The sequence below is a fragment of the Pseudooceanicola aquaeponti genome, assembly GCF_050897975.1.
In the GTDB taxonomy this organism is placed as follows: Bacteria; Pseudomonadota; Alphaproteobacteria; order Rhodobacterales; family Rhodobacteraceae; genus Pseudooceanicola.
In genome coordinates, this window is sequence record NZ_JBPAXY010000003.1 from 36,873 (window position 1) to 63,023 (window position 26,151).

At 67.2% G+C, this 26,151-nt stretch carries 23 protein-coding genes; 17 read left to right on the plus strand and 6 right to left on the minus strand.

The genetic code is table 11. The features are described from left to right. Window positions 1-90: 90 nt before the first annotated feature. The 6 genes from ACRARE_RS06895 to ACRARE_RS06920 all read left to right on the plus strand — a co-directional run bounded on the left by ACRARE_RS06895 (window position 91) and on the right by ACRARE_RS06920 (window position 9,007). The gene (locus ACRARE_RS06895) at window positions 91-1,194 is read left to right on the plus strand and encodes an HlyD family secretion protein (RefSeq protein WP_432655688.1); all 1,104 of its coding nucleotides are present in this window, start codon (window positions 91-93) and stop codon (window positions 1,192-1,194) included. Then, window positions 1,191-3,950: a ribosome-associated ATPase/putative transporter RbbA gene (gene rbbA / locus ACRARE_RS06900; protein ID WP_432655689.1), complete on the plus strand. Its 2,760-nt coding sequence runs from the start codon at window positions 1,191-1,193 to the stop codon at window positions 3,948-3,950. Before ACRARE_RS06895 ends, rbbA begins: the two co-directional genes overlap by 4 nt. A gap of 3 nt (window positions 3,951-3,953) precedes the next feature. Next, complete coding sequence (locus tag ACRARE_RS06905) at window positions 3,954-5,066, plus strand: ABC transporter permease (RefSeq protein WP_432655690.1); 1,113 nt, start codon at window positions 3,954-3,956, stop codon at window positions 5,064-5,066. 97 nt (window positions 5,067-5,163) lie between these two features. Beyond that, window positions 5,164-6,063 carry a type IV pili methyl-accepting chemotaxis transducer N-terminal domain-containing protein gene (locus ACRARE_RS06910; RefSeq protein ID WP_432655691.1) on the plus strand — a complete coding sequence of 300 codons (900 nt, stop codon included), beginning with the start codon at window positions 5,164-5,166 and terminating at the stop codon, window positions 6,061-6,063. 494 nt (window positions 6,064-6,557) lie between these two features. Beyond that, window positions 6,558-7,886, plus strand: coding sequence for a trigger factor (gene tig, locus ACRARE_RS06915; RefSeq protein ID WP_432655692.1), 1,329 nt, complete (start codon window positions 6,558-6,560; stop codon window positions 7,884-7,886). A 302-nt stretch (window positions 7,887-8,188) separates the two neighbouring features. Continuing rightward, window positions 8,189-9,007 carry a glycosyltransferase gene (locus ACRARE_RS06920; protein WP_432655693.1) on the plus strand — a complete coding sequence of 273 codons (819 nt, stop codon included), beginning with the start codon at window positions 8,189-8,191 and terminating at the stop codon, window positions 9,005-9,007. Window positions 9,008-9,010: 3 nt separating this feature from the next. Here the strand turns inward: ACRARE_RS06920 and ACRARE_RS06925 are convergent, their stop codons facing one another. Further along, window positions 9,011-9,490 carry an Lrp/AsnC family transcriptional regulator gene (locus ACRARE_RS06925; RefSeq protein ID WP_432655694.1) on the minus strand — a complete coding sequence of 160 codons (480 nt, stop codon included), beginning with the start codon at window positions 9,488-9,490 and terminating at the stop codon, window positions 9,011-9,013. Window positions 9,491-9,655: 165 nt separating this feature from the next. On the opposite strand from ACRARE_RS06925, the gene ACRARE_RS06930 reads away from it, so the two are divergent. Further along, window positions 9,656-10,945, plus strand: a complete 1,290-nt coding sequence (locus ACRARE_RS06930; RefSeq protein WP_432655695.1) for an aspartate aminotransferase family protein — start codon at window positions 9,656-9,658, stop codon at window positions 10,943-10,945. A gap of 183 nt (window positions 10,946-11,128) precedes the next feature. Here ACRARE_RS06930 and ACRARE_RS06935 read toward each other — a convergent pair whose 3' ends face one another. The 4 genes from ACRARE_RS06935 to rpsF all read right to left on the minus strand — a co-directional run bounded on the left by ACRARE_RS06935 (window position 11,129) and on the right by rpsF (window position 15,112). Further along, window positions 11,129-13,531 carry a membrane-bound PQQ-dependent dehydrogenase, glucose/quinate/shikimate family gene (locus ACRARE_RS06935; RefSeq protein WP_432655696.1) on the minus strand — a complete coding sequence of 801 codons (2,403 nt, stop codon included), beginning with the start codon at window positions 13,529-13,531 and terminating at the stop codon, window positions 11,129-11,131. 346 nt (window positions 13,532-13,877) lie between these two features. Next, entirely contained in the window at window positions 13,878-14,489 is a 612-nt protein-coding gene (rplI, locus tag ACRARE_RS06940) for a 50S ribosomal protein L9 (protein ID WP_432655697.1), read from the minus strand. A gap of 12 nt (window positions 14,490-14,501) precedes the next feature. Beyond that, the gene (rpsR, locus tag ACRARE_RS06945; protein WP_005608650.1) at window positions 14,502-14,729 is read right to left on the minus strand and encodes a 30S ribosomal protein S18; all 228 of its coding nucleotides are present in this window, start codon (window positions 14,727-14,729) and stop codon (window positions 14,502-14,504) included. Between the two features lie 26 nt (window positions 14,730-14,755). Next, on the minus strand, window positions 14,756-15,112 hold the full coding sequence (rpsF, locus tag ACRARE_RS06950) for a 30S ribosomal protein S6 (protein ID WP_432655698.1): 357 nt from the start codon (window positions 15,110-15,112) through the stop codon (window positions 14,756-14,758). Between the two features lie 457 nt (window positions 15,113-15,569). On the opposite strand from rpsF, the gene ACRARE_RS06955 reads away from it, so the two are divergent. After that, window positions 15,570-16,145: a YceI family protein gene (locus tag ACRARE_RS06955; protein ID WP_432655699.1), complete on the plus strand. Its 576-nt coding sequence runs from the start codon at window positions 15,570-15,572 to the stop codon at window positions 16,143-16,145. A 177-nt stretch (window positions 16,146-16,322) separates the two neighbouring features. Beyond that, window positions 16,323-16,724 (plus strand): GFA family protein, encoded by a 402-nt coding sequence (locus ACRARE_RS06960; RefSeq protein ID WP_432655700.1) that lies wholly within the window; start codon window positions 16,323-16,325, stop codon window positions 16,722-16,724. Window positions 16,725-16,818: 94 nt separating this feature from the next. On the opposite strand, the gene ACRARE_RS06965 is transcribed toward ACRARE_RS06960, so the two are convergent. Further along, a complete protein-coding gene (locus tag ACRARE_RS06965) occupies window positions 16,819-18,054 on the minus strand; it encodes a cytochrome b/b6 domain-containing protein (RefSeq protein WP_432655701.1) in 1,236 nt (411 codons plus the stop codon). Between the two features lie 328 nt (window positions 18,055-18,382). Between ACRARE_RS06965 and fabD the strand changes: the two genes are divergently transcribed. The 8 genes from fabD (at window position 18,383) to ACRARE_RS07005 (ending at window position 26,070) form a co-directional block, all read left to right on the plus strand. Continuing rightward, the gene (fabD, locus tag ACRARE_RS06970; protein WP_432655702.1) at window positions 18,383-19,321 is read left to right on the plus strand and encodes an ACP S-malonyltransferase; all 939 of its coding nucleotides are present in this window, start codon (window positions 18,383-18,385) and stop codon (window positions 19,319-19,321) included. A 108-nt stretch (window positions 19,322-19,429) separates the two neighbouring features. Continuing rightward, a complete protein-coding gene (fabG, locus tag ACRARE_RS06975) occupies window positions 19,430-20,167 on the plus strand; it encodes a 3-oxoacyl-ACP reductase FabG (protein WP_432655703.1) in 738 nt (245 codons plus the stop codon). 372 nt (window positions 20,168-20,539) lie between these two features. After that, entirely contained in the window at window positions 20,540-20,773 is a 234-nt protein-coding gene (locus ACRARE_RS06980; RefSeq protein WP_119840776.1) for an acyl carrier protein, read from the plus strand. A gap of 125 nt (window positions 20,774-20,898) precedes the next feature. After that, window positions 20,899-21,621 carry a hypothetical protein gene (locus tag ACRARE_RS06985; RefSeq protein ID WP_432655704.1) on the plus strand — a complete coding sequence of 241 codons (723 nt, stop codon included), beginning with the start codon at window positions 20,899-20,901 and terminating at the stop codon, window positions 21,619-21,621. A 166-nt stretch (window positions 21,622-21,787) separates the two neighbouring features. Beyond that, window positions 21,788-23,047: a beta-ketoacyl-ACP synthase II gene (gene fabF / locus ACRARE_RS06990; RefSeq protein WP_432655705.1), complete on the plus strand. Its 1,260-nt coding sequence runs from the start codon at window positions 21,788-21,790 to the stop codon at window positions 23,045-23,047. A 2-nt stretch (window positions 23,048-23,049) separates the two neighbouring features. Then, window positions 23,050-24,207: an endolytic transglycosylase MltG gene (mltG, locus tag ACRARE_RS06995; protein WP_432655706.1), complete on the plus strand. Its 1,158-nt coding sequence runs from the start codon at window positions 23,050-23,052 to the stop codon at window positions 24,205-24,207. A gap of 251 nt (window positions 24,208-24,458) precedes the next feature. Beyond that, a complete protein-coding gene (locus ACRARE_RS07000; protein ID WP_432655707.1) occupies window positions 24,459-24,794 on the plus strand; it encodes a hypothetical protein in 336 nt (111 codons plus the stop codon). Beyond that, entirely contained in the window at window positions 24,703-26,070 is a 1,368-nt protein-coding gene (locus ACRARE_RS07005; protein ID WP_432655708.1) for a DNA-packaging protein, read from the plus strand. The genes ACRARE_RS07000 and ACRARE_RS07005 overlap by 92 nt, the downstream gene beginning before the upstream one ends. The last annotated feature ends 81 nt before the right edge of the window (window positions 26,071-26,151 follow it).

Here is a 26,151-nt window from a genome sequence, read left to right on the forward strand (position 1 = left end):
AAATTTGCTCGCCGGTCCCCCTCCGTGGTTGAATGCTGCATTGCAGAAGGGCTAGGCTGAGGGCGAAACGCGCTGCAAAGGATGCCCGTCATGGCCAAGACCTCTTCGAAGTTCCTGATCCCCGCTGTCGTGGTCCTGGCGGCGGTGGCGGGCTATGTCCTGTGGACCGGTCTGGCCGGGTCCGAGGCCACCCCGGGCATTGCCCAGGGCAACGGGCGGCTGGAGGCGGTCGAGATCGACGTGGCGGCCAAGGCCCCGGGGCGCATCGCGGAAATCCTGGTGGACGAGGGCGAACTGGTCACGGCGGGCCAGGTTCTGGCGCGGCTCGACAGCCGCCAGCTGGAGGCCTCGCTGAAACAGGCCCAGGCGCAGCTGACCCGGGCCGAGCTGGGCGTCGACAGCGCCCGCATCCGGGTGCGCCAGGCCGAGGCGGAGAAACGCGCCGCCGAGGCCCAGATCGAAGAGGCGCAGGCCTCTTATGACGCGGCGCAGAAACAATACGACCGCATGGAAGTGCTGGCGGGCAATGCCACCGTTTCGGATGCCACGCTTGATTCGGCCCGCGCCGCCGCGCTGAGCGCCAAGGCCGCCATCGCCGCCGCCGAGGCCCAGGCCGCCGCCGCCGAGGCCGCCATCAACTCGGCCCAGGCAACCGTGGTCGATGCCCAGGCCGCCGTCGTGGCCGCCCAGGCGCAGATCGAGCTGATCGAGGTGCAGATCGAGGACAACGACCTGGTCGCGCCGCGCGACGGGCGGGTGCAGTACCTGATCGCCCGCGAGGGCGAGATCGTCGCCGCCGGGGGCCGTGTCATCAACATGGTCGACCTGGGCGACGTCTATATGTCCTTCTTCCTGCCCACGGCGGATGCGGGCCGCATCGGCCTGGGCACCGAGGCGCGGATCCTGCTGGATGCGGTGCCGAACTACTCTGTGCCCGCCACGATCTCTTTCGTGGCCGATGTGGCGCAGTTCACGCCGAAGACCGTCGAGACCGAGATCGAGCGCGAGAAGCTGATGTTCCGGGTGCGGGCCAAGGTGGATGCGGCGCTGCTGACCGAATACAGCGCCTTCGTGAAGACCGGCCTGCCCGGCGTGACCTATGTGCGCATCGACCCGCAGGCCGCCTGGCCCGAGGCCCTGCCGCCGCTGGTGCCCGCCCATATGCCCGCTGATATCTCCGGGGACGGGCAATGACCGACGCCCCCGCAGACGGGGCAGGGACGGTGGCGCCCCCGGTGGTGCGGGTAGAGGGCCTGAGCCTGGCCTATGGCCGCACCCAGGCGCTGCGCGATATCACCCTGGACATTCCCGCCGGCGTCATGGCCGGGCTGATCGGCCCCGACGGGGTGGGCAAGTCCAGCCTGCTGTCGCTTCTGGCGGGCGCCCGCCGGATGCAGGCGGGCCAGTTGCAGGTGCTGGGCGGCGATATGCGCCAGGCGGCGCATCGCAGCCGGTCCTGCCCCAGGATTGCCTATATGCCCCAGGGGCTTGGCCGGAACCTTTACGCCACGCTGTCGGTCTTCGAGAACGTCGATTTCTTCGGCCGCCTATTCGGCCATGACCGGGCCGAGCGCGAGGCGCGCATCGACGAGCTGTTGCGCGCCACCGGCCTGGCGCCCTTCCGCGACCGCCCGGCGGGCAAGCTGTCGGGCGGGATGAAACAGAAGCTGGGCCTGTGCTGCGCGCTGATCCACGACCCCGACCTGCTGATCCTGGACGAGCCGACGACCGGCGTCGATCCGCTGTCGCGGCGCCAGTTCTGGGATCTGATCGATGTGATCCGCGCCCGGCGCCCGGGGATGAGCGTCATCGTCGCCACCGCCTATATGGAAGAGGCGGCGCGCTTCGACTGGCTCTGCGCCATGCATGGCGGCCAGGTTCTGGCCACCGGCACCCCTGAGGCCCTGCTGGAACGTACCGGCCAGGCCGATCTGGACGGCGCCTTCATCGCGCTCTTGCCGGAAGAGCTGCGCGGCGCGCATCACGCGGTGACCATCCCGCCGCGGGCGGGCGACGACGCGGGCGACGCCATCGAGGCCGAACATCTGACCATGCGCTTTGGCGATTTCACCGCCGTCGAGGATGTCAGTTTCCGTATCCCCAAGGGCGAGATCTTCGGCTTCCTCGGCTCCAACGGCTGCGGCAAGACCACCACCATGAAGATGCTGACCGGCCTGCTGGAGCCCAGCGAGGGCCGGGCGGAGCTGTTTGGCGAACCGCTGGAGGCGGGCGATCTGAACACCCGGCGGCGCATCGGCTACATGAGCCAGGCCTTCTCGCTTTATCGCGAGCTGACGGTGCGGCAGAACCTGGAACTGCACGGCAAGCTTTACGCCCTGCCGCCGGAAGAGATCCCGGCGCGGGTGGAAGAGATGCTGCGCCGCTTCGATCTGGAAAGCGTGGGCGATGCCTATCCCGACGGGCTGCCCCTGGGGATCCGACAGCGCATGTCGCTGGCCACGGCGATGATCCATGCCCCCGATATCCTGATCCTGGACGAGCCGACCTCGGGCGTCGATCCGGTGGCGCGCGATCACTTCTGGCAGATCCTGTCGGACCTGTCGCGCGGCGACGGGGTGACCATCTTCATCTCGACGCACTTCATGAACGAGGCAGAACGCTGCGACCGGATCTCGTTGATGCACGCGGGCCGCGTGCTGGTCAGCGACACGCCCGAAGGCATCCGACAGGGGGCGGGGGCCGAGACGTTGGAAGAGGCCTTCATCGGCCATCTGGAGGCCGCCAGCGGCGCCGCCGCCCCCGAGGCCCCGGCCGCCCCCGAGTCGCTGCCGCTGCATTCGGCGCGGGGCGGGGTGCAACGGCATTTCAGCCTGCGCCGCATGATTTCCTACGCCCGGCGCGAGGCGCTGGAATTGCAACGCGACCGCATCCGCGCCGCAATGGCGGTGCTGGGTTCGGTCCTGCTGATGTTCGTGGTGGGCTACGGCATCAACATGGATGTCGAGGATCTGACCTTTGCCGTGCTCGACCACGACAACAGCGTCACCAGCCGCGACTACGTGCAGCAGATCGCCGGGTCGCGCTATTTCGAACAGCAGCCGGACCTGATCAGCTATGACGACATGGACCGGCGGATGCGCTCGGGCGAGATCAGCCTGGCCATCGAGATCCCCCCCGGCTTTGCCGCCGATCTGGAGCGCGGCCGCGACGTGGCCGTGGCCGCCTGGATCGACGGCGCCATGCCGATGCGGGCCGAGACGGTCAGCGGCTATGTGCAGGGCATCCACGCCTGGTATCTTCAGGAAAAGGCGCGGGAAATCTACGGCGACGCCGCCGTGGCCAGCAGCTTCGACCTGGAAATGCGCTATCGCTACAATCCCGACATGAAAAGCCTTGCGGCCATGGTGCCTGCGGTGATCCCCCTGCTGCTGATGCTGATCCCGGCGATGCTGGCCGCGCTGAGCGTGGTGCGCGAGAAAGAGATGGGATCCATCGTCAACCTCTACGTCACCCCGGTGACCCGGCTGGAGTTCATCCTGGGCAAGCAATTGCCCTATGTGGTGGTGGCGATGCTGAATTACCTGGTGCTGGTGGTGGCGGCGATCACCGTCTTCGGCGTGCCGCTGTCGGGGTCTTTCCTGACCCTGACCCTGGCGGCGCTGCTGTTCACCCTGGCCTCGACCGGTTTCGGCCTGGTGATGTCCAGCTTCATGCGCAGCCAGATCGCGGCGATCTTTGCCACGGCGCTGCTGACCATGATCCCCTCGGTGCAATATTCCGGCATGATCGACCCGGTGTCCTCGCTGGAAGGGGGCGGGGCGGTGATCGCCCAGATCTTCCCGGCGTCGTATTTCGTCACCATCGCGCGGGGCGTCTTCGCCAAGGCGCTGGATCTGACCTCGCTGGGGCCCGATGTGCTGGCCCTGGCGGTGATCGGCCCGGCCATGGTCCTGCTCAGCACCCTGCTGCTGCGCAAACAGGAGAAATAGGCGATGCGTCTGGCCAATGTCTGGAACCTCGGCATCAAGGAATTGCGCGGGCTGCTGCGCGATCCGATCCTGCTGATCCTGATCGTCTATTCCTTCTCTTTGTCGATCTACACCTCGGCAAAAGCGATGCCCGAGACCCTGAACAAGGCGGCCATAGCCATTGTCGACGAGGACGGATCGCAACTGTCGGCGCGGATCGCCGGGGCCTTCTATCCGCCCTATTTCCAGTACCCCAACATCATCTCGACCGCCGAGATGGACGCCCGCATGGATGCCGGGCTGGAGACCTTCGCCCTGACCATTCCGGCGGATTTCCAGCGCGATCTGCTGGCCGGGCGGCAGCCGGTGATTCAGCTGAACGTCGATGCGACGCGGATGACCCAGGCCTTTACCGGCACCGGCTATGTGCAAAGCATCGTCACCTACGAGGTGAACGAGTTCCTCAGCCGCCACCGTGACGCGCCTCAGCTGACCGCCGATCTGGTGCTGCGCGCGCGGTTCAATCCGAACCTCAGCCAAAGCTGGTTCGGGGCGATTTCCGATGTGATCACCTCGATCACCATGCTGGGAATCGTGCTGACCGGGGCGGCGCTGATCCGCGAACGGGAATACGGCACGGTGGAACATCTGCTGGTCATGCCGGTGACGGCGACCGAGATCATGGTGGCCAAGATCTGGTCGATGGGGGCGGTGGTGCTGCTGGCCTCGGCCCTGGCGATCTGGATCGTGGTCGAAGGGCTGCTGGCGGTGCCGATCCCGGGCTCGCTGCCGCTGTTCATCCTCGGCACGGCGCTACAGCTTTACGCGATCACCGCGCTTGGGATCTTCCTGGCCACTGTGGCGGGATCCATGCCGCAGTTCGGGCTGCTGCTGGTGCTGGTCTTCCTGCCGATGCAGGTGCTGTCGGGCACCATGACCCCGCGTGAATCGATGCCCGAGGTGATCCAGACCATCATGCTGGCCGCGCCCAACACCCATTTCGCCATCCTGGCCCAGGCGATCCTGTTCCGGGGGGCGGGGCTGTCGGTGGTCTGGCCGCAGCTTCTGGCGCTGGCGGGGATCGGCACCGGGCTTTTCGCCTTCGCCCTGGTCCGCTTCCGCGCCTTCCTGCGCTGATCGCGGGCGCGCGCGGCGTGGTCGGGCGCGCTTTAACGAAATTTCCACCCGGCTGGGGTTCCCTTGCGCCTGTCCTGTTGCAGCCGAGGGAGAGAGGATGCCCGCCCTGCCGTTCCGGCGCCTGATCGCCACCCTGTCCGCCCTGTGCCTGCTGGTGCCGGGCCTTGCCTTGCTGTCGCCCAGGGGGGCCGCACAGGCCGCGCCCCTGATCGGGGCCGAGGCGGCGACGCGCAAGATCAACCTGGCCGGCCGCCAGCGTATGCTGTCGCAACGCATGGCCATGCTGGCCTGCATGGCCGATTCCGACGTGCAGACCGAAAGCGCCCTGGACCGCGCCCAGGCGGCCCATGACCTTTTTGATCGCACCCTGCGCGGGCTGCGCTTCGGGGATGAGGAGCAGGGGCTGCCGGTCGAGACAGTGCCGGAAGTGCTCAACAGCCTCGCCGTGGTCGATGACCTGTGGGCCCCCTACGGCAAGGCGGTGGAACGCTATGTCAGCCAGGGGCACAGCGCGACCCTGCGCGCCATCCATGCGCGCAATCCCCCCGTTCTGGTCAACATGAACGCCTCGGTCGGTGTGATGGAGCGGCTCTATGGCGAGGGGCTGATCGCGCCGGATCTGGCGACGGCGCTGAACGTCGCGGGGCGGCAGCGAATGCTGCTGATGAAGGCCCTGAAAGAGGCCTGCATGGTGGGCCGGGGTATCGCCCCCGAGGAAGACCGCAAGGCGCTGTTGTACACCGTCGCGCTGTTCAGTTCCAGCCTCTACAAGCTGCGCTCGGGCAATGCCTGGGACGGAATCATCCCGCCGCCCACCTTCGAGGTCGATATGCAGCTGGAGCTGGTGCAGGCGGTCTGGGACTGGATGGACCCGCGACTGCGCACCATCGCCGAGGGCGAGCCGGTGGACAAGGGCGTGCTGTCCGAGCTGCTTTACCACGGCGAGGTGGCGCTGCGCGAAATGAACGAGGCGGTGTTCCTTTACGAGAACGGCTGATCCCCGATCGCTGATCCCCTGTCTGGCGAATGCCCGAGGGCAGGGCAGGCGGCAGCGGCCCGACAGGGGCCTTGTCGCGGGTGCCCCGGTCCCGAGGGCAGGCGGGCGGTGGCAGTAGGGCTGGTGAGGCCTGCAAGGGGCCGACCTGACCCGGTAGGCTCGGGCGGCCTGACCCGGCCTGGTGCCGAGGTGGCGCGAGAGGCGGGCCGGGGAGACAGGCCGCATTTTTCACCCCGTTTCGGGAGCCGGATCCGCCACGGCAAGGGCGCCGCGCTGACCCTGGCGCGCGCCCTCTGCGCGGGGCCACCCCGCGCCAAAGCCGCGCCAGCCCCACGCAGCGGCCTGAAAGCGGCCGGAACCGTGCAGAAAGGCGCCTGAGAGCGCGGATTCCCCTGCCAAGAGCCTTGCAACGGCGCAGGCCTGACCATAGAAGGGCGTCTGATTTCGATGGCCGTGCGAGTGATGCGGCCCCCGGTATGGAAGGACGAGCGACAATGCAGGTCACCGAGACCCTGAATGAGGGGCTGAAACGCGGCTACACGATCACCCTCACGGCCGATGAGCTGGATGCCAAGGTCAACGAGAAGCTGGCTGAAGCACAGCCGGAAGTCGAGATGAAGGGCTTCCGCAAGGGCAAGGTGCCCATGGCGCTGCTGAAGAAGCAGTTCGGTCAGCGGGTTCTGGGCGAAGCGATGCAGGAAAGCGTCGATGGCGCCATGAACGCCCACTTCGAAGAGACCGGCGACAAGCCCGCCATGCAGCCCGCGGTCAACATGGTTGACGGCGAGACCTGGAAAGAGGGCGACGATGTCGTCGTCGAGATGTCCTACGAAAAGCTGCCGGAGATCCCCGAGGTCGACCTGAAAGCCATCAAGCTGGACAAGATGGTTGCCAAGGCCGGTGACGACGCCGTGGACGAGGCCCTGGCCAACCTGGCCGAGACCGCCCAGGACTTCGAAGCCAAGGACGGCGCAGCCGAAGACGGTGACCAGGTTGTCATCGACTTCCTGGGCAAGGTCGACGGCGAGGCCTTCGACGGTGGCGCGGCGGAAGACTATCCGCTGGTGCTGGGTTCCAACAGCTTCATCCCCGGTTTCGAGGACCAGCTGAAAGGCACCAAGGCCGGCGAAGAGAAGAACGTCGAAGTGACCTTCCCCGAGGAATACGGCGCCGCCAACCTGGCCGGCAAGGCCGCGGTCTTCGAGTGCAAGATCAAGGAAGTGAAGGCGCCCAAGGCCGCCGAGATCGACGACGAACTGGCCAAGAAGTTCGGCGCCGAAGACCTGGCCGCGCTGAAAGGTCAGATCGCCGAGCGTCTGGAAGCGGAATACGCTGGTGCCGCCCGTGCCGTCATGAAGCGCAAGCTGCTGGACGTGCTGGACGAAACCGTGACCTTCGAACTGCCGCCCTCGCTGGTCGAAGCCGAGGCCAACCAGATCGCGCACCAGCTGTGGCATGAAGAGCACCCCGAGGTGCACGACCACAACCACGATGCCATCGAGCCCAGCGAAGAGCACACCAAGCTGGCCGAACGTCGCGTGAAACTGGGCCTGCTGCTGGCCGAGCTGGGCCAGAAGGCCGAGGTGCAGGTCACCGACCAGGAAATGACCCAGGCGGTCATGAACCAGGCGCGTCAGTACCCCGGTCAGGAACGCCAGTTCTTCGAATTTGTGCAGCAGAACCCGCAGATGCAACAGCAGCTGCGCGCGCCGATCTTCGAAGACAAGGTCGTCGACTACGTCTTCGAACTGGCCGAGGTCACCGAGACCGAGACCAGCAAGGACGATCTGCAAAAGGCCGTGGAAGCACTCGAAGACGAGTGATCGGCCCCAGCACCGCCTTTCGGAAAGCCGCCCCTCGGGGCGGCTTTTTGCGTTTCGGGGCGGGCCTGGATCGACGCCCGGAATGCCTGACAGTGTCGCCCCTGTCCCGCGCCGGACAGGTCAAACCGCCGCGCCAGACGATGGACCCTGGCGTACATACGCCTACGTTCGGGTCACCTTGATGGCGGCGGGCAAATGATGCTTAATGACGTCAGGCGATCCGGCGCCACGGCAATTCCCCTCGGGACAGGGGGCCTGGCCCCGGGCGCGCTGTGGGACAGAACTGATCTGGGGCGGATCCGATGCTGCGTTTTGTGCAGATGCGTTATTCCTATTTCGGCACCTCCGCCTGGCGGTCCAAGGCCAGCCGGGACAAGGCAATCCTGTTCGACCCCGACCGACTGGCCGAGCGGTTTCGGATGTTCCAGCAGGTCGCCCTGGCCTCCCTGCGGGACCAGGAGGACGAGGATTTCGTCCTGGGCATCCTGACCAGTGAGGATCTGCCCAAGGATCACCTGAAGCTTTTGCGCGAGGCGGCGGGGGATGTATTGGGCGATCGCGCGCGGATCTACCCCCGGCCCCCGGCCAAGGCCGGAGAAGTGTTTCGCGAGATCCAGCAGGAACTGGTGGCAGGCCACGGCCATGATCATGTGGCGCAGATCGTGCTGGATGACGATGACGCGCTCTCGGCCGATTTCATGACCGAGCTGCGCCGCGAGGCCGAGCTGGCCATCCCGCGCGTACCGCCGCACCGGCCCTATTGCTTCCTGTCCTTCTCTCGCGGGGTCTCTCTGGTCCGCGAAGAGGGGGGCGGCTACGGCTATTACACCCGGGATGTGCCCTATACCAACCTCGGGCTGACCCTGATCGCCCGGCCGGACAGCCCGCGCAATGTCTATCTGGTGTCGCATAGCAAACTGGCCATCCACCACCCCAGCCGGGTGGTCAACGATATGCGCTTCTACTACCTGCGCTCGATCCATGGCAGCAACGACAGCCGGGGGCTCTTCAAACCCGAGAAGCCGCTGAAACCCTTCCAGATGCGCCTGCTGCGAGAGCGATTCCCCCTGCTGGCCGATCTCGACCCGGCGCGGGACGAGGCTCCGCTAGCGGCAGAGTAGGGCCTAGTCCTCGACCTCGGTCAGGCAGAAGGCGGGCAAGGTGTTCTCGGTCTTGAAGCTGCGCAGCAGGAAATTGGTGCGGTAGGAGGCGACCGAGGGCCATTCGCCGAACACCTCCTGGGCGAAGTCGTGATAGGCCTCGATCGAGCGTTCCTGCACGATCAGCAGAAAGTCGAACTCGCCGGTGACCGCGTGGCACTGGATCACCTGCTCGCAGGCGGTGATGCGGCGGGCAAAGTCGATGCTGACGCTGGCCTTGGGGGCGGTCAGGGTGACCAGGACGGCGGCGCTGACCGGGCGGCGAAAGCGGCGCCGGTCGATCAGGGCCACGGCGCGGGTCAGATAGCCCTCGGACCACAGCCGCGCCACCCGCTTGGCGCAGGCCGACAGCGACAGCCCCAGCTCTTCGGCCAGATCGGCATTGGTGCGCCGGGCGTCCCGTTGCAGGGCCATCAACAGATTCTTGTCGCGCGGGTCGAGCAATTCTCTCTCCTTTTCCCCTCTTCTTGATAGTTTGGCGCGCATTTCCCGGGTTTGCGAGGATAATTCCCGCCAGGGGGCCTAATTCCGGGAAATCTGCGCCCGGCCCTCCGCTAGGCTTTGTCCCAGGGACCGACCCGGCCCCGTTCCGCGACGAAAGGACCGCCGATGACCCGCCCCAACTTCCTGGCCCGCGCCGATGCCAGCCTGCTGCGCTATGGCGCGCATTTCTTCGAAAGCGAGATCGTCTCGGCCCATGGCTGTCATCTGGTCACCGCCGAAGGGCGCGAGATCCTGGATTTCACCTCTGGTCAGATGTCGGCGGTGCTGGGCCATTCCCACCCCGAGATCCGCGCGGTGATGCATGACTGGGTCGACAAGGTCTGCCATCTGCATTCCGGGATGCTGTCGGCGCCGGTGCTGGACCTGGCCGAGGGGCTGATCGCGCTCACCCCGCCGGGGCTGGACCGGGCGCTTCTGTTGACCACCGGGGGCGAGGCCAACGACGCGGCCATCCGCCTGGCCAAGCTGGTGACCGGCGGCCATGAGGTGGTCAGCTTCGCGCAAAGCTGGCACGGGGTGACGGGCAGCGCCTCTGCCGCGACCTATTCCGCGGGGCGCAAGGGCTATGGCCCTGTCAGCCCGGGAAATTTCGCCATTCCCGTCCCCAATGCCTACCGCCCGCGATTCCCCGGGGTGACGCTGGACTGGCGGGCCGAGCTGGAGGATGCCTTCGCCCAGGTGGATGCCATGTCCACCGGCAACCTGGCCGCCTTCATCGCAGAACCGATCCTGTCGACCGGCGGCATCATCGACCTGCCCGAGGGCTATCTGGCGGCGCTGAAGGGCAAATGCGCCGAGCGCGACATGCTGTTGATCCTCGACGAGGCGCAGACCGGCATCGGGCGCACCGGCATGATGTTCGCCTTCGAACGTGACGGGGTGGTGCCCGATGTGCTGACCCTGTCGAAGACCCTGGGCGCCGGGCTTCCGCTCTCGGCGGTGATGACCTCGGCCGAGATCGAGGCCCGCGCCCACGATCGGGGCTTTCTCTTCTACACCACCCATGTGGCCGACCCGCTGCCCGCCGCCGTCGGCTGCAAGGTGCTGGAGATTGCCACCCGCGACGACCTGCCGGGGCGGGCGGCCAAAATGGGCGCGCATTTCCGCGCCGGGCTCGAGGCGCTGAAGGACCGTCACGAAAAGGTCGGCGATGTGCGGGGCAGGGGCCTTCTGCTGGGGGTCGACGTGGTGGCCGACAAGACCTCTAAACGCCCCGATGAGGCCTATGGCACCCGGGTGATGGAGATCTGCGCCCGCGACGGCCTGTCGATGAACATCGCCGGTCTGCCGGGGCTGGCCTCGGTCTTTCGCATCGCCCCGCCGCTGACCGTCAGCGAGGCCGAGCTGGATCTGGCGCTGGAGATCTTCGGCGCCGCCTTGGCCGAGGCCGAATAGGGCAAACCGCCCGCCGCTCGTCGCTGCGCCTTGCTCTTTCACTGGGCCGAAAATACTCGCGGGGGGTGAATTGAGCCGCAGGCTCAAGAGGGGGGCAAGGCCCCCCTTTCCCCCGGCCCCCGACATCAAAAGGGCCCGCCCGGTCTCCCGGACAGGCCTGCTGTCATGGCTTTTTGGCCCCGGTCACTCCGGCAGGGCGTAGGCGATCACGTAATCGCCCCGGTCGGGCGACTGACGCGCCCCGCCGGCGGAAATCACGATGTACTGCTTGCCGGTCTCGGGCGAGACATAGGACATTGGCGTGCCCTGGCTGCCCACGGGCAGGCGGGCCTTCCAGACCAGTTCCCCCGTGGCGCTGTCGAAGGCGCGCAGCCAGTAGTCCTGGGTGGCAGCAAAGAACACCAGGCCGCCCTGAGTGGTCAGCGAGCCGCCGATGGTGGGCATCCCCACGGGCATGGGCAGGCGCATCTTGGCGCCGAAAAGGACGGTGTCCTGCACCGTGCCCAGGGGCACTTCCCAGTTCACCTGCTGGGTCTCCATGTTGATGGAGGTCAGCGTGCCGAAGGGCGGTTCCTGGCAGGGAATGCCAAGCGGCGACAGGAAGCGGTCCTTGATCACCGAATAGGGCGTGCCGATCAGCGGCACGGCGCCCATGACGGTATTGACCGCCTCGTTGCCGTCACCGGCCTGGGCGTTGCGCTCTTGCTCTTCCATATGGACCCACAGACCCAGACGCATGTCGTTGACATAAAGCGTGTCAGCCGTGGGGTCATAGGATAGCCCACCCCAGTTCAGACCGCCCAGAGAGCCCGGGAAGGACAGCGAGTAATCAGTGTCCGGCGCGGTGAACAGCCCCTCATAGCGGTAGCCCTTGAAGATCACCCGGCACATCAGCTGATCAAAGGGCGTGGCGCCCCACATGTCCCGCTCTTCCAGGGTCTGGGCGCCGATCTGCGGCATCCCCACCGACAGCGGCTGTTTTAGCGCGTAGGGCTCGCCCGGGATTGTGGCGGGCTGCACGTCGATCTCGGTCACCTCGGTCAGCGGCTGTCCGGTCAGACGGTCCAGCACGAAGATCTGCCCGGTCTTGGCGCCGAAGGTCAGCGCGGGCGTGCCGTCGAAGTGGATCAGCGTCGGCTGCATCGGCACGTCAAAGTCCCACAGGTCGTGGTGCACGGTCTGATACAGCCACTTCTCGTCGCCGGTGGTGGCATCCAGCGCCAGCATCGAGGCGCCGTAACGTTCGTCCTCGGGGGTGCGTTCGGCGCCCCACAGGTCGATGGCCGCGCCGCCCACGGGCAGGAAGACCGTGTTCGACCAGGCGTCATAGGTCATCGGCGCCCAGACGTTGGGGGTCGAGCGGGTGAAGATCTCGCCCGGCGCCGGGGCGTCGTGATCCGTGGGGTTGCCGGGGTCGAAGGCCCATTTCATCTGGCCGGTGATCACGTCGAAGCCGCGCATTACGCCGCCGGGCATGTCCAGGGCCACGTTATCGGCCACACGGCCGCCGACCACAACGGTGGTGCCCGCCACCAGAGCCGGCGAGGTCAGCGAATAAAGCGGCGCCTGGGCGTCGCCCAGCCCCTCTTTCAGGTCGATCATGCCCGCCTCGCCGAAGCCTTCGCAGAGCGCGCCGGTCTCGGCATCCAGCGCCACCAGGACGGCGTCGATCGTGTTCATGAAGATACGCTGTTCGCAGGTCGCCGGATCGGTGGCCAGGGGCGTGACCGGGGTGCTGCCCGGCGCCTCGGGCTGCGGCAGCGGCGCGGAGGCGTCGAAATAGGCCAGGCCCCGGCAACGCACCCAGGTGCGGGTGTCGGTGGGGAACTCGTGGCGCCATTTCTCGACCCCGGTATCGCTTTCCAGCGCGATCACCGTATTGGCCGCGGTGCAGAGGTACAGCGTATCGCCGATTTGCATCGGGGTGTTCTGATCCTCCAGACCGCCGCCGGTGGACTCGGGGATCTCGCCGGTCTGGAAGGTCCAGGCAACCTCCAGCTGGTCGACGGTGTCGCGGTTGATCTGGTCGGCGGCGACGAACCGTTCCTGGTTCGGCGTCCCGCCGTAGTTGGCCCAGTCGCCGGGGGTGGCGGGGGCCGGGGTCTGGCCGGTGGGGGCCTCGGCATAGTGCTTGCCGTGCGGCAGGAACATGCCATAGCCCATGCCCAGTATGGCGATCAGCGCCACCACGGCGGCGCCATACCAGGGGCCGCTGCGCGCCCGCAGACCGGCGCGGCGTTCGATGATCGGCTCGATCAGGAACAGCACGAAGAGCGCGCAGAGGAAGGTAAAGATCCGCGCGTGCAGCGGCCAGAAGTCGAGGCCCGCTTCCCAGAAGGCCCAGATGACGGTGGCCACGAAGGCCAGCAGATAGATCACCGCGCCGGTGGTCTTGCCGCGGATCAGTTCGGCCCCGGTGGCCAGCACCGCCAGACCCATCAGCAGGTAATACCAGCTGCCGCCACGGGCGATCAGCATGACACCCCCCACGGCCAGGCCCAGCCCGGCCAGGGCAAACAGCGCGCCTATGATGATGGTGAAGATAACCCCGGCGCGTGACGCGCGGGGGAGCTCGGATTCGGACATGAAATACTCCGTCTCTTGGGGCGAAAGAAAAAGCGGCCCCGGTTACACAAAACCCGTCGCAGGTCAGGCCCGGAATGCGGCCCGAGGCTGTGCGTGTCCTGAGGACGGAGTTGCGCCGTTTGTTAGCATTGTCAAATGTTGATCAGCGCAATTGATGGGCGTAGGCACCTGTAATTAAGTCATAAAAAATGTGATTTGCGTGTATGTGCAGACTGTTGTGCCGCTGTGCACGGAAAAGTTGCTGCGGCGCGGTGTCTGCGGCGGGGCAGAAAGGCCCGGTGCGCGGCCACGAAAAAACCGCGCCCCCGGGGGGACGCGGTTTCGGATCTTGCGGCAGGGAAGAGGATTACTCTTCGTCGTCCGAAGCGGCTGCGGGGGCGTCGCCCTCGTCGTCGTCGGAAGCGGCAGAGCCGATGTCGTCGAAGAGTTCGGAGATTTCGAACTCAGCGGCGGCTTCTTCCTCGGCGGCCAGTTCCTGGATGGACTTGCCGGCGGCCTGGATCTCGGCCTCTTCGGGCGAACGGGCGACGTTCAGGATCACTTCCACTTCCACTTCCGGGTGCAGGTGCACCACGGCGGTGTGCAGGCCCAGTTCCTTGATGGGCTGCGGGATGATGACCTGCTTGCGCTCGACGGTGAAGCCGTTCTCGGTGGCGACGGTTGCCACGTCACGCGGAGAAACGGAGCCGTAGAGGTTGCCGCCGTCGGAGGCTGCGCGAATCACGACGAACTTCTGACCATCGAGCTTTTCGCCCAGGGCTTCGGCTTCTTTCTTGGTCTCCAGGTTGGTCGCTTCGAGTTGGGCCTTCTGGCTTTCGAAGTGAGCAATGTTTTCCTTGGAGGCGGTCAGCGCCTTGCCTTGCAGCAGCAGGTAGTTGCGGGCGTAGCCGGGCTTGACGGAGACGACATCGCCCATCTGGCCGAGCTTGGCGACGCGTTCGAGAAGGATGACTTCCATTGGTATCGCTCCTTACTTCACGGCGTAGGGCAGCAGGGCGAGGAAGCGGGCGCGTTTGATGGCACGGGCCAGTTCACGCTGCTTCTTGGCCGAGACGGCGGTGATGCGGGACGGCACGATCTTGCCACGCTCAGAGATGTAGCGTTGCAGCAGACGGGTGTCCTTGTAGTCGATCTTGGGCGCGTTCTCGCCGGAGAACGGGCAGACCTTCCGGCGGCGGAAAAACGGTTTTGCGGCCATGGTTTATGTCCTTTCTATCAGGCGGATCAGCGGCGTTCGCGGCGACGGTCGTCGCGCTCGTCACGCTTCTGCATCTGGACCGAGGGGCCCTCGGCGTGCTCGTCGACCTTGATGGTCAGGACGCGCATTACGTCGTCATGCAGGCGCATCAGGCGTTCCATTTCCTGCACGGCAGCCGAGGGGGCGTCCGATTTCAGGAAGGCATAGTGGCCCTTGCGGTTCTTGTTGATCTTGTAGGCCATCGTCTTGACGCCCCAGTATTCCTGATCAACCAGCTTGCCGCCGTTGTCGGAAAGGACGGCGCCGAAATGTTCGATAAGACCTTCGGCCTGCGCGTTGGAAAGGTCCTGGCGCGCGATGAAGACATGCTCGTAAAGCGGCATGTGCACTCCTGTTTCTGTCGAGGCGCATTTCAAAGGGCGGGTCCCAGGTCCTTCCGCGACCCGTCCACGAGAGGCTGCGCGGTTCAATATGCCTTGCGGAAGGAAGCCCTCCCTTACAGCCCTTCCCCCCAAAGGGCAAGCGCCGAGACCTGCCCCTCGGTCGCCCGTCCGTCCGACCTCTCCCACGGGGTGCCGTGCCCCCGTCTTCTCAATGCCGGAAATATCCCGGGGGCGCGGGGACTGGCCCCCGCTGAGGCCCTTGTGCGGGGGCTGGCGCCCGGCTGAAGGCGAGCTGCGCAGAGGGGCCGCCGCTTGCCTGTGCACGGATCGGCAGCATTCCGCGAGACATTGTTCGCAGATCCACAGGTCCTGTGGGCTTCTGTGGAATTGCGATGATGCGGCATCGCAGCAACCTTTTGCCCATCACAACCGCATCCCCCGAAAGAGGATAGACCCCATGAAGACCCTGCTGCTCGGCTCCGCCCTGACGCTCGCCGCCGCCACTGCCGCCGTTGCGGAGCCGGTGGAATATACCCTCGACAACACCCACACCCAGATCGTGTTCCATTACAACCACCTGGGCTTCTCGACCGGCTTCGGCATGTTCTCGGGCTTCGACGGCACGATCCTGTTCGACGCCGAAGACCCCGCCGCCTCTTCGGTCGAAGTGGCCTTCCCCGCCTCCTCGCTGCTGACCGGCATCGACGCCCGCACCCAGCACTTCCTGACCGCCGATTTCTTCGGCGCGGAAGAGAATGACAACGTTTCCTTCACTTCGACCTCGATCGAAGTGACCGGCGAAGACACCGGCCTGATCACCGGTGACCTGACCATCAACGGCGTGACCAAGGAAGTCGTGCTGGATGCCAAGCTGAACCAGTTGGGCGAGCACCCGATGGAAGGCAAGCAGTGGGCCGGTTTCGACGCCACCACCACCGTGCTGCGCTCGGACTTCGACATGGGCATGTTCGCCCCCTACGTCAGCGACGAGGTCGAGATCGAGATCTCGATCGAGGCCATGCAGGCCGAGTGATCCGCTGATCGCCATTCCGGCGGGGCGGGGTGCATCCCCACGCCGTCCGGTCGGAGAAGGGCCGTCCCGCAAGGGGCGGCCCTTTATGCATCGAGGGCAGGCTTGACCGGGGACAAGCTTGACCGGGGGCGGGCGCGCTGCTCTGCTCGTGGCACGGGCAGGGAAGGGAGGGCCGCCATGTCGATGCCGGAAAAGACCGTTCTGCGGGGCCATTGCCTCTGCGGGGCCTGCCGGTTCGAGCTGCGCGGTGCGGCCAACTGGGTTGGCCATTGCCATTGTGAAAGCTGTCGTCGGGCCTGCGCCGCGCCCTTCACCACCTGGATTGGCCAGGCCAATGGGCGCTGGCGCTTGCAGGGGGACGCGTTGCGCGTCTGGGACAGCAGCCCGGGCCACCGGCGCGGGTTCTGCGGCACCTGCGGATCGCCGCTGTTCTACGAAAGCGACGATGCCCCGGGCGAGCGGCATTTCTACGCCGCCTTGCTGGAGCACCCCGAGGATGTGACCCCGACAGAGCAGTATCACAGCACAGAGCGCCTGGGCTGGATCACCGAGGCGCTGGACCTGCCCGAGGGGCCCTGAGCCGCGCCGCGGGGCCCAAGGACGCGCCAAGGAAAAGGGCGGCCCCGGGGGCCGCCCTTTCCGTTGCAGGCTGAGAGGGGGAGGGAGGCCCCGGTCAGTCGCGTGTCGCGCTCAGCTCGAAGCCGCCCGAGACGGCAAAGGCGACAGAGCTTTCGTCGGTCATGCCCGCGCCCACGCCGAAGTCGCGCCGGTCCAGGGTGAAGCTGGCCGAGGCGGTGGCCGTGTCGTCCTCGATTGCCAGCTCGAAGGGGAAGGCCAGGGGCATGGTTTGCCCGCGCAGGGTCAGGGTGCCCTCGGCGCGCTGGCCGCCCTCGGGCAGTTTCACCAGATCGGCGTCGAAGATCGCCGTGGGATGGTCTTCGGCGGCCAGGAAGTCGCCCCCAAGGGCCTGGCTGGTGACCGACCCGAGGGTCAGCGAGGGGATCGCGACGGTGACGGTGACATGGCCCGCCACGCCGGGGGCGGCGTCTTCATTCCAGTCGATCTGGGCGGTCCAGTCGGCGAACTGCCCCTCGACCACATTCCCGAACTGTGTGACCGACAGGGAGAGCGTGCCCTCGGTCACCTGCCACTCGCCGCCTGCGCTGGCCTCCAGGGTGGGGGCGGCGATGGCCTCGGTGCCCGGGGCCGCATGGGGGGCGGCGGGACGCAGGGCCAGGCCTGCGCCCATCACCGCCAAGAGCAGCGCCAGGGCGGCGGCGGCGGGCAGGGCATGGCCGGGCTGGGCGGCGCTGCCCGGCGCCGGGGTGCCGCGCAGCATCCGGCGCAGGGTGGCGTCACGGTCGATCACATGGTGTTTCAGCGCGCCTGCCACATGCAGCGCCAGCACCGCCGCCAGCATCCAGGCCAGGGCCCAGTGCAGGGTGGTGAACAGCGCCGCCACGGACTCGCTTTGCGGCACGAAGGGCAGGGACTGGCCGAAGGGCCAGAGGATCGGCGCGAAACCGGCGGTGGCGGCATGGTGGATCCAGCCGGTCACGGGCACGGCGATCAGCAGGACGTAGAGAAGAAGATGCACGGTCTCGGCGGCCAGGGCCTCGGTCCGGTGTTCGCCGTTCAGCAGATCGGGACGGCGCTGCACCCAGGCCCAGAGCAGCCGCAGGATCGACACCAGCACCACGGCCACGCCCATAGTCTTGTGCACCGAGAACAGGGTGGCGGTCAGGCTGACCTGGGCGGCCTGTTCGGCGCCGGTCAGCTGCGGGATCTCCTCGGCCAGGGCATGGGCGTAAAGGCCAAGCGGCCAGGCCAGCAGGATCAGCAGCGCGGTCAGCCAGTGGATGGCACGGGTGACGGCGCCGTAATGGGCGGGGGAATCGGAAAGGGGCATGGCGGGCTGTCCTCGGGTCGGATCTGCGGGCACGCGCGGGACGGGGGGCCGTGGGCGCGCTTTCGTCGAGCCAAATCTAGCTGCGGTGCAGCATTGCACAATTCCCGGGGGACGCGCAGCAGATGTGCATTCCTGTCAGGGGCCCGGTCCCGAAGAGCGGCCGCGAGGGGCTGGCGAGGGCCGGGATGGACCCTGCGCGGCCGGCGCGCGCCGGCCCCCGCCGCAGCGCGGCACGCCGGGTTTGCATGGACATGGAGCCGCGCAGGGGCTATCTGCCGCTCCACCTGAACGCATATGAATACCGTGACTACGGATGAAGGAGGCGGTCATGAGCCGTGCATTTGTCTTCCCCGGGCAGGGGGCACAGACCATCGGGATGGGCCAGGCCCTGGCCGAAAGCTATCCGCAGGCGCAAGCCGTCTTCGACGAGGTGAACGAGGCCCTGGGCCAGGATCTTTCGGCGCTGATCTGGTCGGGTGACGCCGATGAGCTGACGCTGACCGAAAACGCCCAGCCCGCGCTGATGGCCACCTCGCTGGCCGCCTTCCGCGCGCTGGAGGCCGAGGGGCTGACGCTGGACAGCGCGGCCTTCGTGGCGGGCCATTCGCTGGGCGAATATTCCGCTTTGGCCGCCGCGGGCAGCCTCAGCGTGGCCGATGCCGCGCGTCTGCTGCGCATTCGTGGCCGCGCCATGCAGGCCGCCGTGCCCGTGGGCCAGGGCGCCATGGCCGCCCTGCTGGGCCTGGATTTCGACACCGCCGCTGCCGTCGCCGCCGAGGCGGCCCAGGGCGAGGTCTGCCAGGCCGCCAATGACAACGATCCCAGCCAGGTGGTGATTTCGGGCAACAAGGCCGCCGTGGAACGCGCGGTCGAGATCGCCAAGGGCCGGGGCGCCAAGCGCGCCGTGCTGCTGCCCGTGTCCGCCCCCTTCCACTGCGCCCTGATGCAGCCTGCCGCCGAGGCCATGGCCGAGGCGCTGGCCGATGTCACCTTTAACGCCCCCGCCGTGCCGCTGGTCGCCAATGTGCGCGCCGAGGCGGTCAGCGACCCGGCCGAGATCAAGGCCCTGCTGGTCGAACAGGTCACCGGCTCGGTCCGCTGGCGCGAAAGCGTCGCCTGGATGGCCGGGCAGGGCGTCGACGAGATCTGGGAGATCGGCGCGGGCAAGGCCCTGTCGGGGATGATCCGCCGCATCGAGCGCGCCATTGCCTGCAAGCAGGTCGGCACCCCCGACGAGGTACGCGCCGTGATGGCGCCTGGCGACTGATCGGGCGACGGAGCTTTCGGGGCCGGGGTTTGCCCTCGGCCCCCTTTCGCGATATTTGAAAGACCAAATGGGCAGGGCCGGGGCTCTGCTTTTTTTAGGAGACACGGAATGTTTGATCTGACGGGCAAGACGGCGCTGGTGACCGGCGCCAGCGGTGGCATCGGCGGGGCGATCGCCAAGGCGCTGCATGGCGCAGGCGCGACGGTGGGCCTCAGCGGCACCCGCGAGGCCCCGCTGCAAGAACTGGCCGCCGAGCTGGGCGAGCGGGCCCATGTGCTGCCCTGCAACCTCTCGGATGCCGAGGCCGTGGACAACCTGCCCAAGGCCGCCATCGCCGCCATGGGCGGCCTCGACATCCTGGTGAACAACGCCGGCATCACCCGCGACCAGATCTTCATGCGGATGAGCGATGAGGACTGGCAGTCGGTGATCGACGTCAACCTGACCGCAACCATGCGCCTGTGCCGGGGCGTGATGCGCCCGATGATGAAGGCCCGCTGGGGCCGCATCGTGAACATCTCGTCCATCGTCGGTGCCACCGGCAACCCTGGCCAGGTGAACTATGCCGCCTCCAAGGCGGGCATGGTCGGCATGACCAAGTCCATCGCCTATGAGGTTGCCAGCCGGGGCATCACCGCCAACTGCGTGGCCCCCGGTTTCATCGCCACCGCGATGACCGACAAGCTGAACGACGATCAGAAGGCCAAGATCGACGCGCAGATTCCCGCAGGCCGCATGGGCACCCCGGAAGAGATCGCCGCGGCGGTCCTCTATCTGGCCAGCCCCGAGGCGGGCTATGTCACCGGCAGCACGCTGCACGTCAACGGCGGCATGGCGATGCTGTGACTTCCGCGCCTCTTGGCCGGAACATCGACCCCGGGCACCGCGCCCGGGGTTTTTTGTTGCCCCGCTTGGGGTTGTCCCGCGTCCCACGCTGATTTTCCGGGCGTCCGCAGGGGCAAATGATGCAATTCCCGGGCCGTTCTGTCTTGCCAAGCCGGGCGCAAGGCCCCAGCTTGGCAAAGCGTCCCGAAAGCGTTTGCGTTACCGGACCCATGTGCTATAGGCGGCGCAGATTTTGCGGGTAAGGGTCCTTCGGGGCCATGGCCCCGCGCCTCGCGATGCGGGGCGGAAGAGCCCGCAAGGGCATTGGAAGCTGCCCCGCCGGGGCGAGGCAAGAAACGGGCCACTGGCCCATGTGACGTGAGGGGAAGACCTATGAGCGATGTCGCAGAGCGCGTGAAGAAAATCGTTGTCGAGCATCTCGGCGTGGAAGAAGAAAAAGTGACCGAGAACGCCTCGTTCATCGACGACCTGGGCGCAGACAGCCTGGACACCGTCGAGCTGGTCATGGCCTTCGAAGAAGAGTTCGGCATCGAGATCCCCGATGACGCCGCCGAGAACATCCAGACCTTCGGCGACGCGGTGAAATTCATCTCCGAAGCGGCCTGAGGGCGGTGATGGAGGCGGGGCGTGAAATACGCCGCCGCAAGTGATAGAGGGGGCTCCTGCCGGATGCGGCGGGGGCCCCTTTTGCATGGTGCAGAACGTGTTTGGCAATCAAGGAGGGCGGGATCATGCGGCTAGAGCTGTCTGATCCGATCTGGACCCGGCTTTACGGCCCCTACGGCGTGCGCGACGTGCCTGGGCAACTGGGGCGGCTGGCGGCACGTTGGGACGTGGCCGAGGCGCAGCATCTGTTCTGGGAGGAACTGCACCACCAGGAGGATTTGTACCCGGTCAGCTATGCGGCGCTGCCCTGGCTGGTCGAGATCGCCCCCGAAAGCGAGCCGGTGCTGGAGTTCTACGCCCAGGTCCTGTTCTGCGCGCAACGCCAGCGTCGCGCGGCCGCACCGTTTCGCGGCCTGTCGATGAACGCCCCCGACCATGCCCATCCCTGGTTGCCCACTGGGCTGCGCCTGCGCCCCGAGGATATGGCGGTGCTGCGCACCCTGGCGGACTGGCTGGAGGGGGCGGGCGACGGGCTGGCCGCGCTTTGCCTTGATCATGTCCCGGCGGAACGGCCCTTTGTGGCGGTGCAGCTGGCGGGCGGCTATGCGGGCTGGCACGGGGCGCGGGATCTGCCCCATGCCATGCAGATGTGGGCCGATGGCGCGGGGCTCGCCGCGATCCGCGCCGAGGGTGCCCCCGAGGCCGCCGACCACCGCCTGGCCGGTGATATAGCCACCGCCCTGGCCGACCGCCAGCCCGCCCTGGCCGCCTTCCTGCGCGACTATGTGGCCGAGGGGCGCCCGACCCCTGATCTTCTCGTTTGCCAGAAATATCCCGGGGGGAATTGAGCCGCAGGCTCAAGGGGGGGCAGAGCCCCCGCCCATGCCGCGCGTGGAACCGCGTGGAACCCTGAATTTGCCCGCCCAAAGCGGACAGGGTAAACGCGGAAGCCTTGCCCCGGCCCCGCGCCCTCGGGTAAGAGCGGTCGGAGAGCAATTCAAAGGGGCAGAATACATGCGTCGTGTCGTTGTTACCGGTCTGGGCCTGGTGACGCCGCTGGCCTGCGGTGTCGAAGAAAGCTGGAGCCGGATCCTGGAAGGCAAATCGGGCGCCGGTCCGATCACCCAGTTCGATCCCGAAGGTCTGGCGACCACCTATGCCTGCGAGGTCCCGCGCGGCGATGGCAGCGACGGCACCTTCAACGCCGACGACTGGCTGGCCCCCAAGGAACAGCGCAAGATCGACACCTTCATCCTGTTCGGCCTGGCCGCGGCCCAGATGGCTGTTGAGGATGCGGGCTGGACCCCGGAAGATGCCGAGGCGCTGGAGCGCACGGGCGTGCTGATCGGTTCGGGCATCGGCGGGTTGAACTCGATCGCCAATACCGCCGTGATGATGGAAGAGAAGGGCCCGCGCCGCGTGTCCCCCTTCTTCGTGCCCGGTGCGCTGATCAACCTGATCTCGGGTCAGGTCTCGATCAAATACGGCTTCAAGGGCCCCAATCACTCGGTCGTCACCGCCTGTTCGACGGGCGCCCATGCCATCGGCGATGCGGCCCGTCTGATCCAGTGGGGCGATGCGGACGTGATGGTCGCGGGCGGCGCCGAGGCGGCGATCTGCAAGATCGGCATCGCGGGTTTCAACGCCTGCAAGGCCCTGTCCACCAAGCGTGGCGACGAGCCCGAGAAGGCCAGCCGCCCCTATGACGCGGACCGCGACGGGTTCGTCATGGGCGAGGGCGCGGGCATCGTCGTGCTGGAAGAGTACGAACACGCGGTGGCCCGTGGCGCCAAGATCTATGGCGAGTACCTGGGCTATGGCCTGTCGGGCGATGCCTACCACATCACCGCGCCATCCGAGGATGGCGACGGCGCGCGGCGCTGCATGGAAATGGCGCTGAAACGTGCGGGGCTGACCCCTGCCGACGTGGATTACGTCAATGCGCACGGCACCTCGACCATGGCCGACACCATCGAGCTGGGCGCGGTGGAACGTCTGATGGGCGAGCACGCCCCCAACGTCACCATGTCGTCGACGAAATCCGCCACCGGCCACCTGCTGGGCGCGGCGGGCGCCATCGAGGCGATCTTCTCGATCCTGGCGATCCGCGACCAGGTTGCGCCGCCGACGATCAACCTTGAGAACCTCGCGGTCGAGACCAAGATGGACCTGGCCCCCAATGCCAAGGTCGAGCGCAAGATCGACGTGGCCCTGTCCAACAGCTTCGGCTTTGGGGGCACCAACGCCTCGCTGGTCTTCGGCAAGGTGCGCTGAGCATGTGGAAATCCGTCGCCTCCAACGGCTTTACCCTGCTGATCGTGGCGGTCTTCCTGCTGGCGGGCGCCCTGATCTGGGGGCAGCGGCAATATGTCGAGCCCGGGCCCCTGGCCGAGGCGATCTGCCTTCAGGTGGACCGTGGGTCCAACATGCGGGTGGTCAGTGCCAACCTGGAAGAGCGGGGCGCGGTGACCCATGCCTCGATCTTCCGCATCGGCGCCGACTATGCCGAAAAGGCCGATGACCTGAAGGCGGGCGCCTTCCTTGTGCCTGCGGGTTCGTCGATGGAAGAGATCGTCGATATCGTGACCCGGGGCGGCGCCTCGACCTGTGGCACCGAGATCGTCTATCGCGTGGGGGTGCGCCAGTCCGACGTGCTGGTGCGCGAGCTGGACCCGGCCACCACCCGTTTTGTCGAGCGCGCGCGTTTCGTGCCCGGCGAGGGGGGCGAGGTGCCCGCGGCCTTTACCCAGGTGCAGGCCGCGGCCGACACCCGTTTCCGCGTGCAGATGGCCGAGGGCGTGACCTCTTGGCAGGTGGTGCAACTGCTGAACGCGATCGCAGAGTTGCAGGGCACCCTGGACGAGATCCCCGCCGAGGGCAGCCTGGCGCCGGACAGCTACGAGTTCGCCCGGGGCGCGCCGGTGGCCGAGATCGTTGACGAGATGCAGGCGCGGCAAAGCGCGATCCTGGCCGAGGCCTGGGCCAACCGGGTGGACGGCCTGCCGCTGGCGACGCCGCAAGAGGTGCTGATCATGGCCTCGATCATCGAGAAGGAAACCGCCGTGCCGGACGAGCGCCGCACCGTGGCCTCTGTCTTCGAGAACCGGCTGAAGCGCGGGATGCGTCTGCAAACCGACCCGACGGTGATCTATGGCGTGACGGGCGGCGAGGGCATCCTGAACCGTGGCCTGCGCCAAAGCGAGCTGCGCGCCGAGACGCCCTACAACACCTATGTGATCTCGGGCCTGCCGCCGACGCCGATTGCCAACCCGGGCCGCGCCTCGATCGAGGCGGCGGTGAACCCGGCAGAGACCGATTTCGTCTTCTTCGTGGCCGATGGCACCGGCGGTCACGCCTTCGCCGAGACCCTGGACGAGCACAACCGCAACGTCGCGCGCTGGCGCGAGATCGAGGCGGAACGGGCCAACCAGTAACGGCTTCACGTCTTAGAAACCCTGCGCAACCCGCTGATATTTCAGCGGGTTGTCGCGTTTTCGGGGGTGACCTTAACAAGTCGTTGCAGCGCGCGCCCGTTGCCCCGGTTTGACACAGCGCACGGTCTCTCCTATAAGTTGTGCCATGCTGGAACAAGTGAGCGAACGGCCCGGGGGCTTTCCCCAGGGCCGTTTTTTCGTGCGGCTCGTGTCGGGGGGACAACGATAATGCGCGAGGCAAAGAACAGACGATGGACAATATCGCAGAACAAGAAGCTCGGCTGCGCGACGCGGTCGAGACGGTCGAACGGCAAATGCGCGACATCGCGGCCGATCTGGAACGTGTGCAGGACAGGGTGCGCGCGGGCGAGATCGAGGGCGTCAAGGACGCCAGCCGGATGTGTACGGAAATCCGGAGCTGGGTCCGGTTTGTATTGGAGATGGAGGCGAAACTCGATGGAGTACGACAGCGGAACGGGACAGGGAGCGGGGGAGATGACATCGACCTCGATGCCGCAAGGGCTACGATCGGGTGCCGCCTGGATCGCCTCCGCAGATGCGGATGTACAGGCCCGGTTTCTGGATAACCTGGCTGAGGGAGAGCTTCGCGCTCTCCCTTTTTTGTTCGATTTCTGGGCGATGCCGCATCAGTTGCCGCCCGAGGGGGCCTGGCGGGCCTGGGTGATCTTGGGCGGGCGCGGCGCGGGCAAGACGCGGGCCGGGGCGGAATGGGTGCGGGCCCAGGTGGAAGGGGCGCGGGCGCTGGATTCCGGCGCCTGTCGGCGGCTGGCCCTGGTGGGTGAGACCTACGACCAGGTGCGCGACGTGATGATCTTCGGCGAAAGCGGCATCCTGGCCTGTTCGCCCCCGGATCGCCGCCCCGAATGGCAGGCCAGCCGCCGCCGCCTGGTCTGGCCCAACGGGGCCGAGGCCATGGCCCTGTCGGCAGGCGATCCCGAGGCCCTGCGCGGGCCGCAGTTCGATGGCGCCTGGGTGGATGAGCTGGCCAAGTGGAATAAGGCCGAGGCGACCTGGGACATGCTGCAATTCGCGCTGCGCCTGGGCGCGGATCCGCGGGTCTGCGTCACCACCACGCCGCGCAATGTGGGGGTGTTGAAACGGCTGCTGAACAGCCCCTCGACTGTGGTGACCCATGCGCCGACCGAGGCCAACCGGGCCCATCTGGCCGAAAGCTTTCTGGAGGAGGTGCGGGCGCGCTATGCGGGGACGCGCCTGGGGCGGCAAGAGCTGGACGGGCTGATGATGGACGAGGCCGAGGGGGCGCTGTGGACCGGGGCGATGCTGGCCGCCGCCCAGGTCGAGGCGGTGCCAGAACTGGACCGGGTGGTGGTGGCCGTCGATCCGCCGGTGACGGGCCACGCGGGATCGGACGAATGCGGGATCATCGTCGCCGGGATCGTGGCGCGCGGCCCGGTGCAGGCCTGGCGCGCCTATGTGCTGGAGGATGCCAGCCTGCGCGCCGCCAGCCCCGTGCAATGGGCCGAGGCGGCGATTGCCGCCATGGCGCGCCACGGGGCCGATCGGATCGTGGCCGAGGTGAACCAGGGCGGCGATCTGGTCGAGGCGGTGATCCGCCAGGTCGATCCGCTGGTGCCGCTGAAGCAGGTTCGTGCCTTGCGCGGCAAGGCCGCCCGGGCCGAACCCGTGGCGGCGCTTTACGAGCAGGGGCGGGTGTTTCATGCGCGCGGTCTGGGCGTGCTGGAGGATCAGCTGGCCCAGATGACCCGGCAGGGCTGGGAGGGCAGCGGCAGCCCCGACCGGCTGGATGCGCTGGTCTGGGCCCTGCACGAGCTGATGCTAAGTGCCTCACCGCGCAAGAAGCCGCAGTTGCGGGTGCTGTAGGGCGCTTTGCAAAGCCAACCCTGCGAAGCCTGCAAACTGCAAAGGGGCGTCGATCCGCAAGGGTTGGCGCCCTTTCTCCTT

Excerpts from the sequence above, each read along its gene's own strand:
- ACRARE_RS06985 (WP_432655704.1), top strand. The coding sequence starts at position 20,899 with ATGCGGCTAGAGCTGTCTGATCCGATCTGGACCCGGCTTTACGGCCCC.
- ACRARE_RS06980 (WP_119840776.1), top strand. The coding sequence starts at position 20,540 with ATGAGCGATGTCGCAGAGCGCGTGAAGAAAATCGTTGTCGAGCATCTC.
- ACRARE_RS06910 (WP_432655691.1), top strand. The coding sequence starts at position 5,164 with ATGCCCGCCCTGCCGTTCCGGCGCCTGATCGCCACCCTGTCCGCCCTG.
- mltG (WP_432655706.1), top strand. The coding sequence starts at position 23,050 with ATGTGGAAATCCGTCGCCTCCAACGGCTTTACCCTGCTGATCGTGGCG.
- ACRARE_RS06935 (WP_432655696.1), bottom strand. The coding sequence starts at position 13,531 with ATGTCCGAATCCGAGCTCCCCCGCGCGTCACGCGCCGGGGTTATCTTC.
- ACRARE_RS06960 (WP_432655700.1), top strand. The coding sequence starts at position 16,323 with ATGTCGATGCCGGAAAAGACCGTTCTGCGGGGCCATTGCCTCTGCGGG.
- ACRARE_RS06905 (WP_432655690.1), top strand. The coding sequence starts at position 3,954 with ATGCGTCTGGCCAATGTCTGGAACCTCGGCATCAAGGAATTGCGCGGG.
- ACRARE_RS06930 (WP_432655695.1), top strand. The coding sequence starts at position 9,656 with ATGACCCGCCCCAACTTCCTGGCCCGCGCCGATGCCAGCCTGCTGCGC.
- tig (WP_432655692.1), top strand. The coding sequence starts at position 6,558 with ATGCAGGTCACCGAGACCCTGAATGAGGGGCTGAAACGCGGCTACACG.
- fabG (WP_432655703.1), top strand. The coding sequence starts at position 19,430 with ATGTTTGATCTGACGGGCAAGACGGCGCTGGTGACCGGCGCCAGCGGT.
- fabD (WP_432655702.1), top strand. The coding sequence starts at position 18,383 with ATGAGCCGTGCATTTGTCTTCCCCGGGCAGGGGGCACAGACCATCGGG.
- ACRARE_RS06895 (WP_432655688.1), top strand. The coding sequence starts at position 91 with ATGGCCAAGACCTCTTCGAAGTTCCTGATCCCCGCTGTCGTGGTCCTG.
- rbbA (WP_432655689.1), top strand. The coding sequence starts at position 1,191 with ATGACCGACGCCCCCGCAGACGGGGCAGGGACGGTGGCGCCCCCGGTG.
- ACRARE_RS07005 (WP_432655708.1), top strand. The coding sequence starts at position 24,703 with ATGACATCGACCTCGATGCCGCAAGGGCTACGATCGGGTGCCGCCTGG.
- rpsR (WP_005608650.1), bottom strand. The coding sequence starts at position 14,729 with ATGGCCGCAAAACCGTTTTTCCGCCGCCGGAAGGTCTGCCCGTTCTCC.
- fabF (WP_432655705.1), top strand. The coding sequence starts at position 21,788 with ATGCGTCGTGTCGTTGTTACCGGTCTGGGCCTGGTGACGCCGCTGGCC.
- rplI (WP_432655697.1), bottom strand. The coding sequence starts at position 14,489 with ATGGAAGTCATCCTTCTCGAACGCGTCGCCAAGCTCGGCCAGATGGGC.
- ACRARE_RS06955 (WP_432655699.1), top strand. The coding sequence starts at position 15,570 with ATGAAGACCCTGCTGCTCGGCTCCGCCCTGACGCTCGCCGCCGCCACT.
- ACRARE_RS07000 (WP_432655707.1), top strand. The coding sequence starts at position 24,459 with ATGGACAATATCGCAGAACAAGAAGCTCGGCTGCGCGACGCGGTCGAG.
- ACRARE_RS06920 (WP_432655693.1), top strand. The coding sequence starts at position 8,189 with ATGCTGCGTTTTGTGCAGATGCGTTATTCCTATTTCGGCACCTCCGCC.
- rpsF (WP_432655698.1), bottom strand. The coding sequence starts at position 15,112 with ATGCCGCTTTACGAGCATGTCTTCATCGCGCGCCAGGACCTTTCCAAC.
- ACRARE_RS06965 (WP_432655701.1), bottom strand. The coding sequence starts at position 18,054 with ATGCCCCTTTCCGATTCCCCCGCCCATTACGGCGCCGTCACCCGTGCC.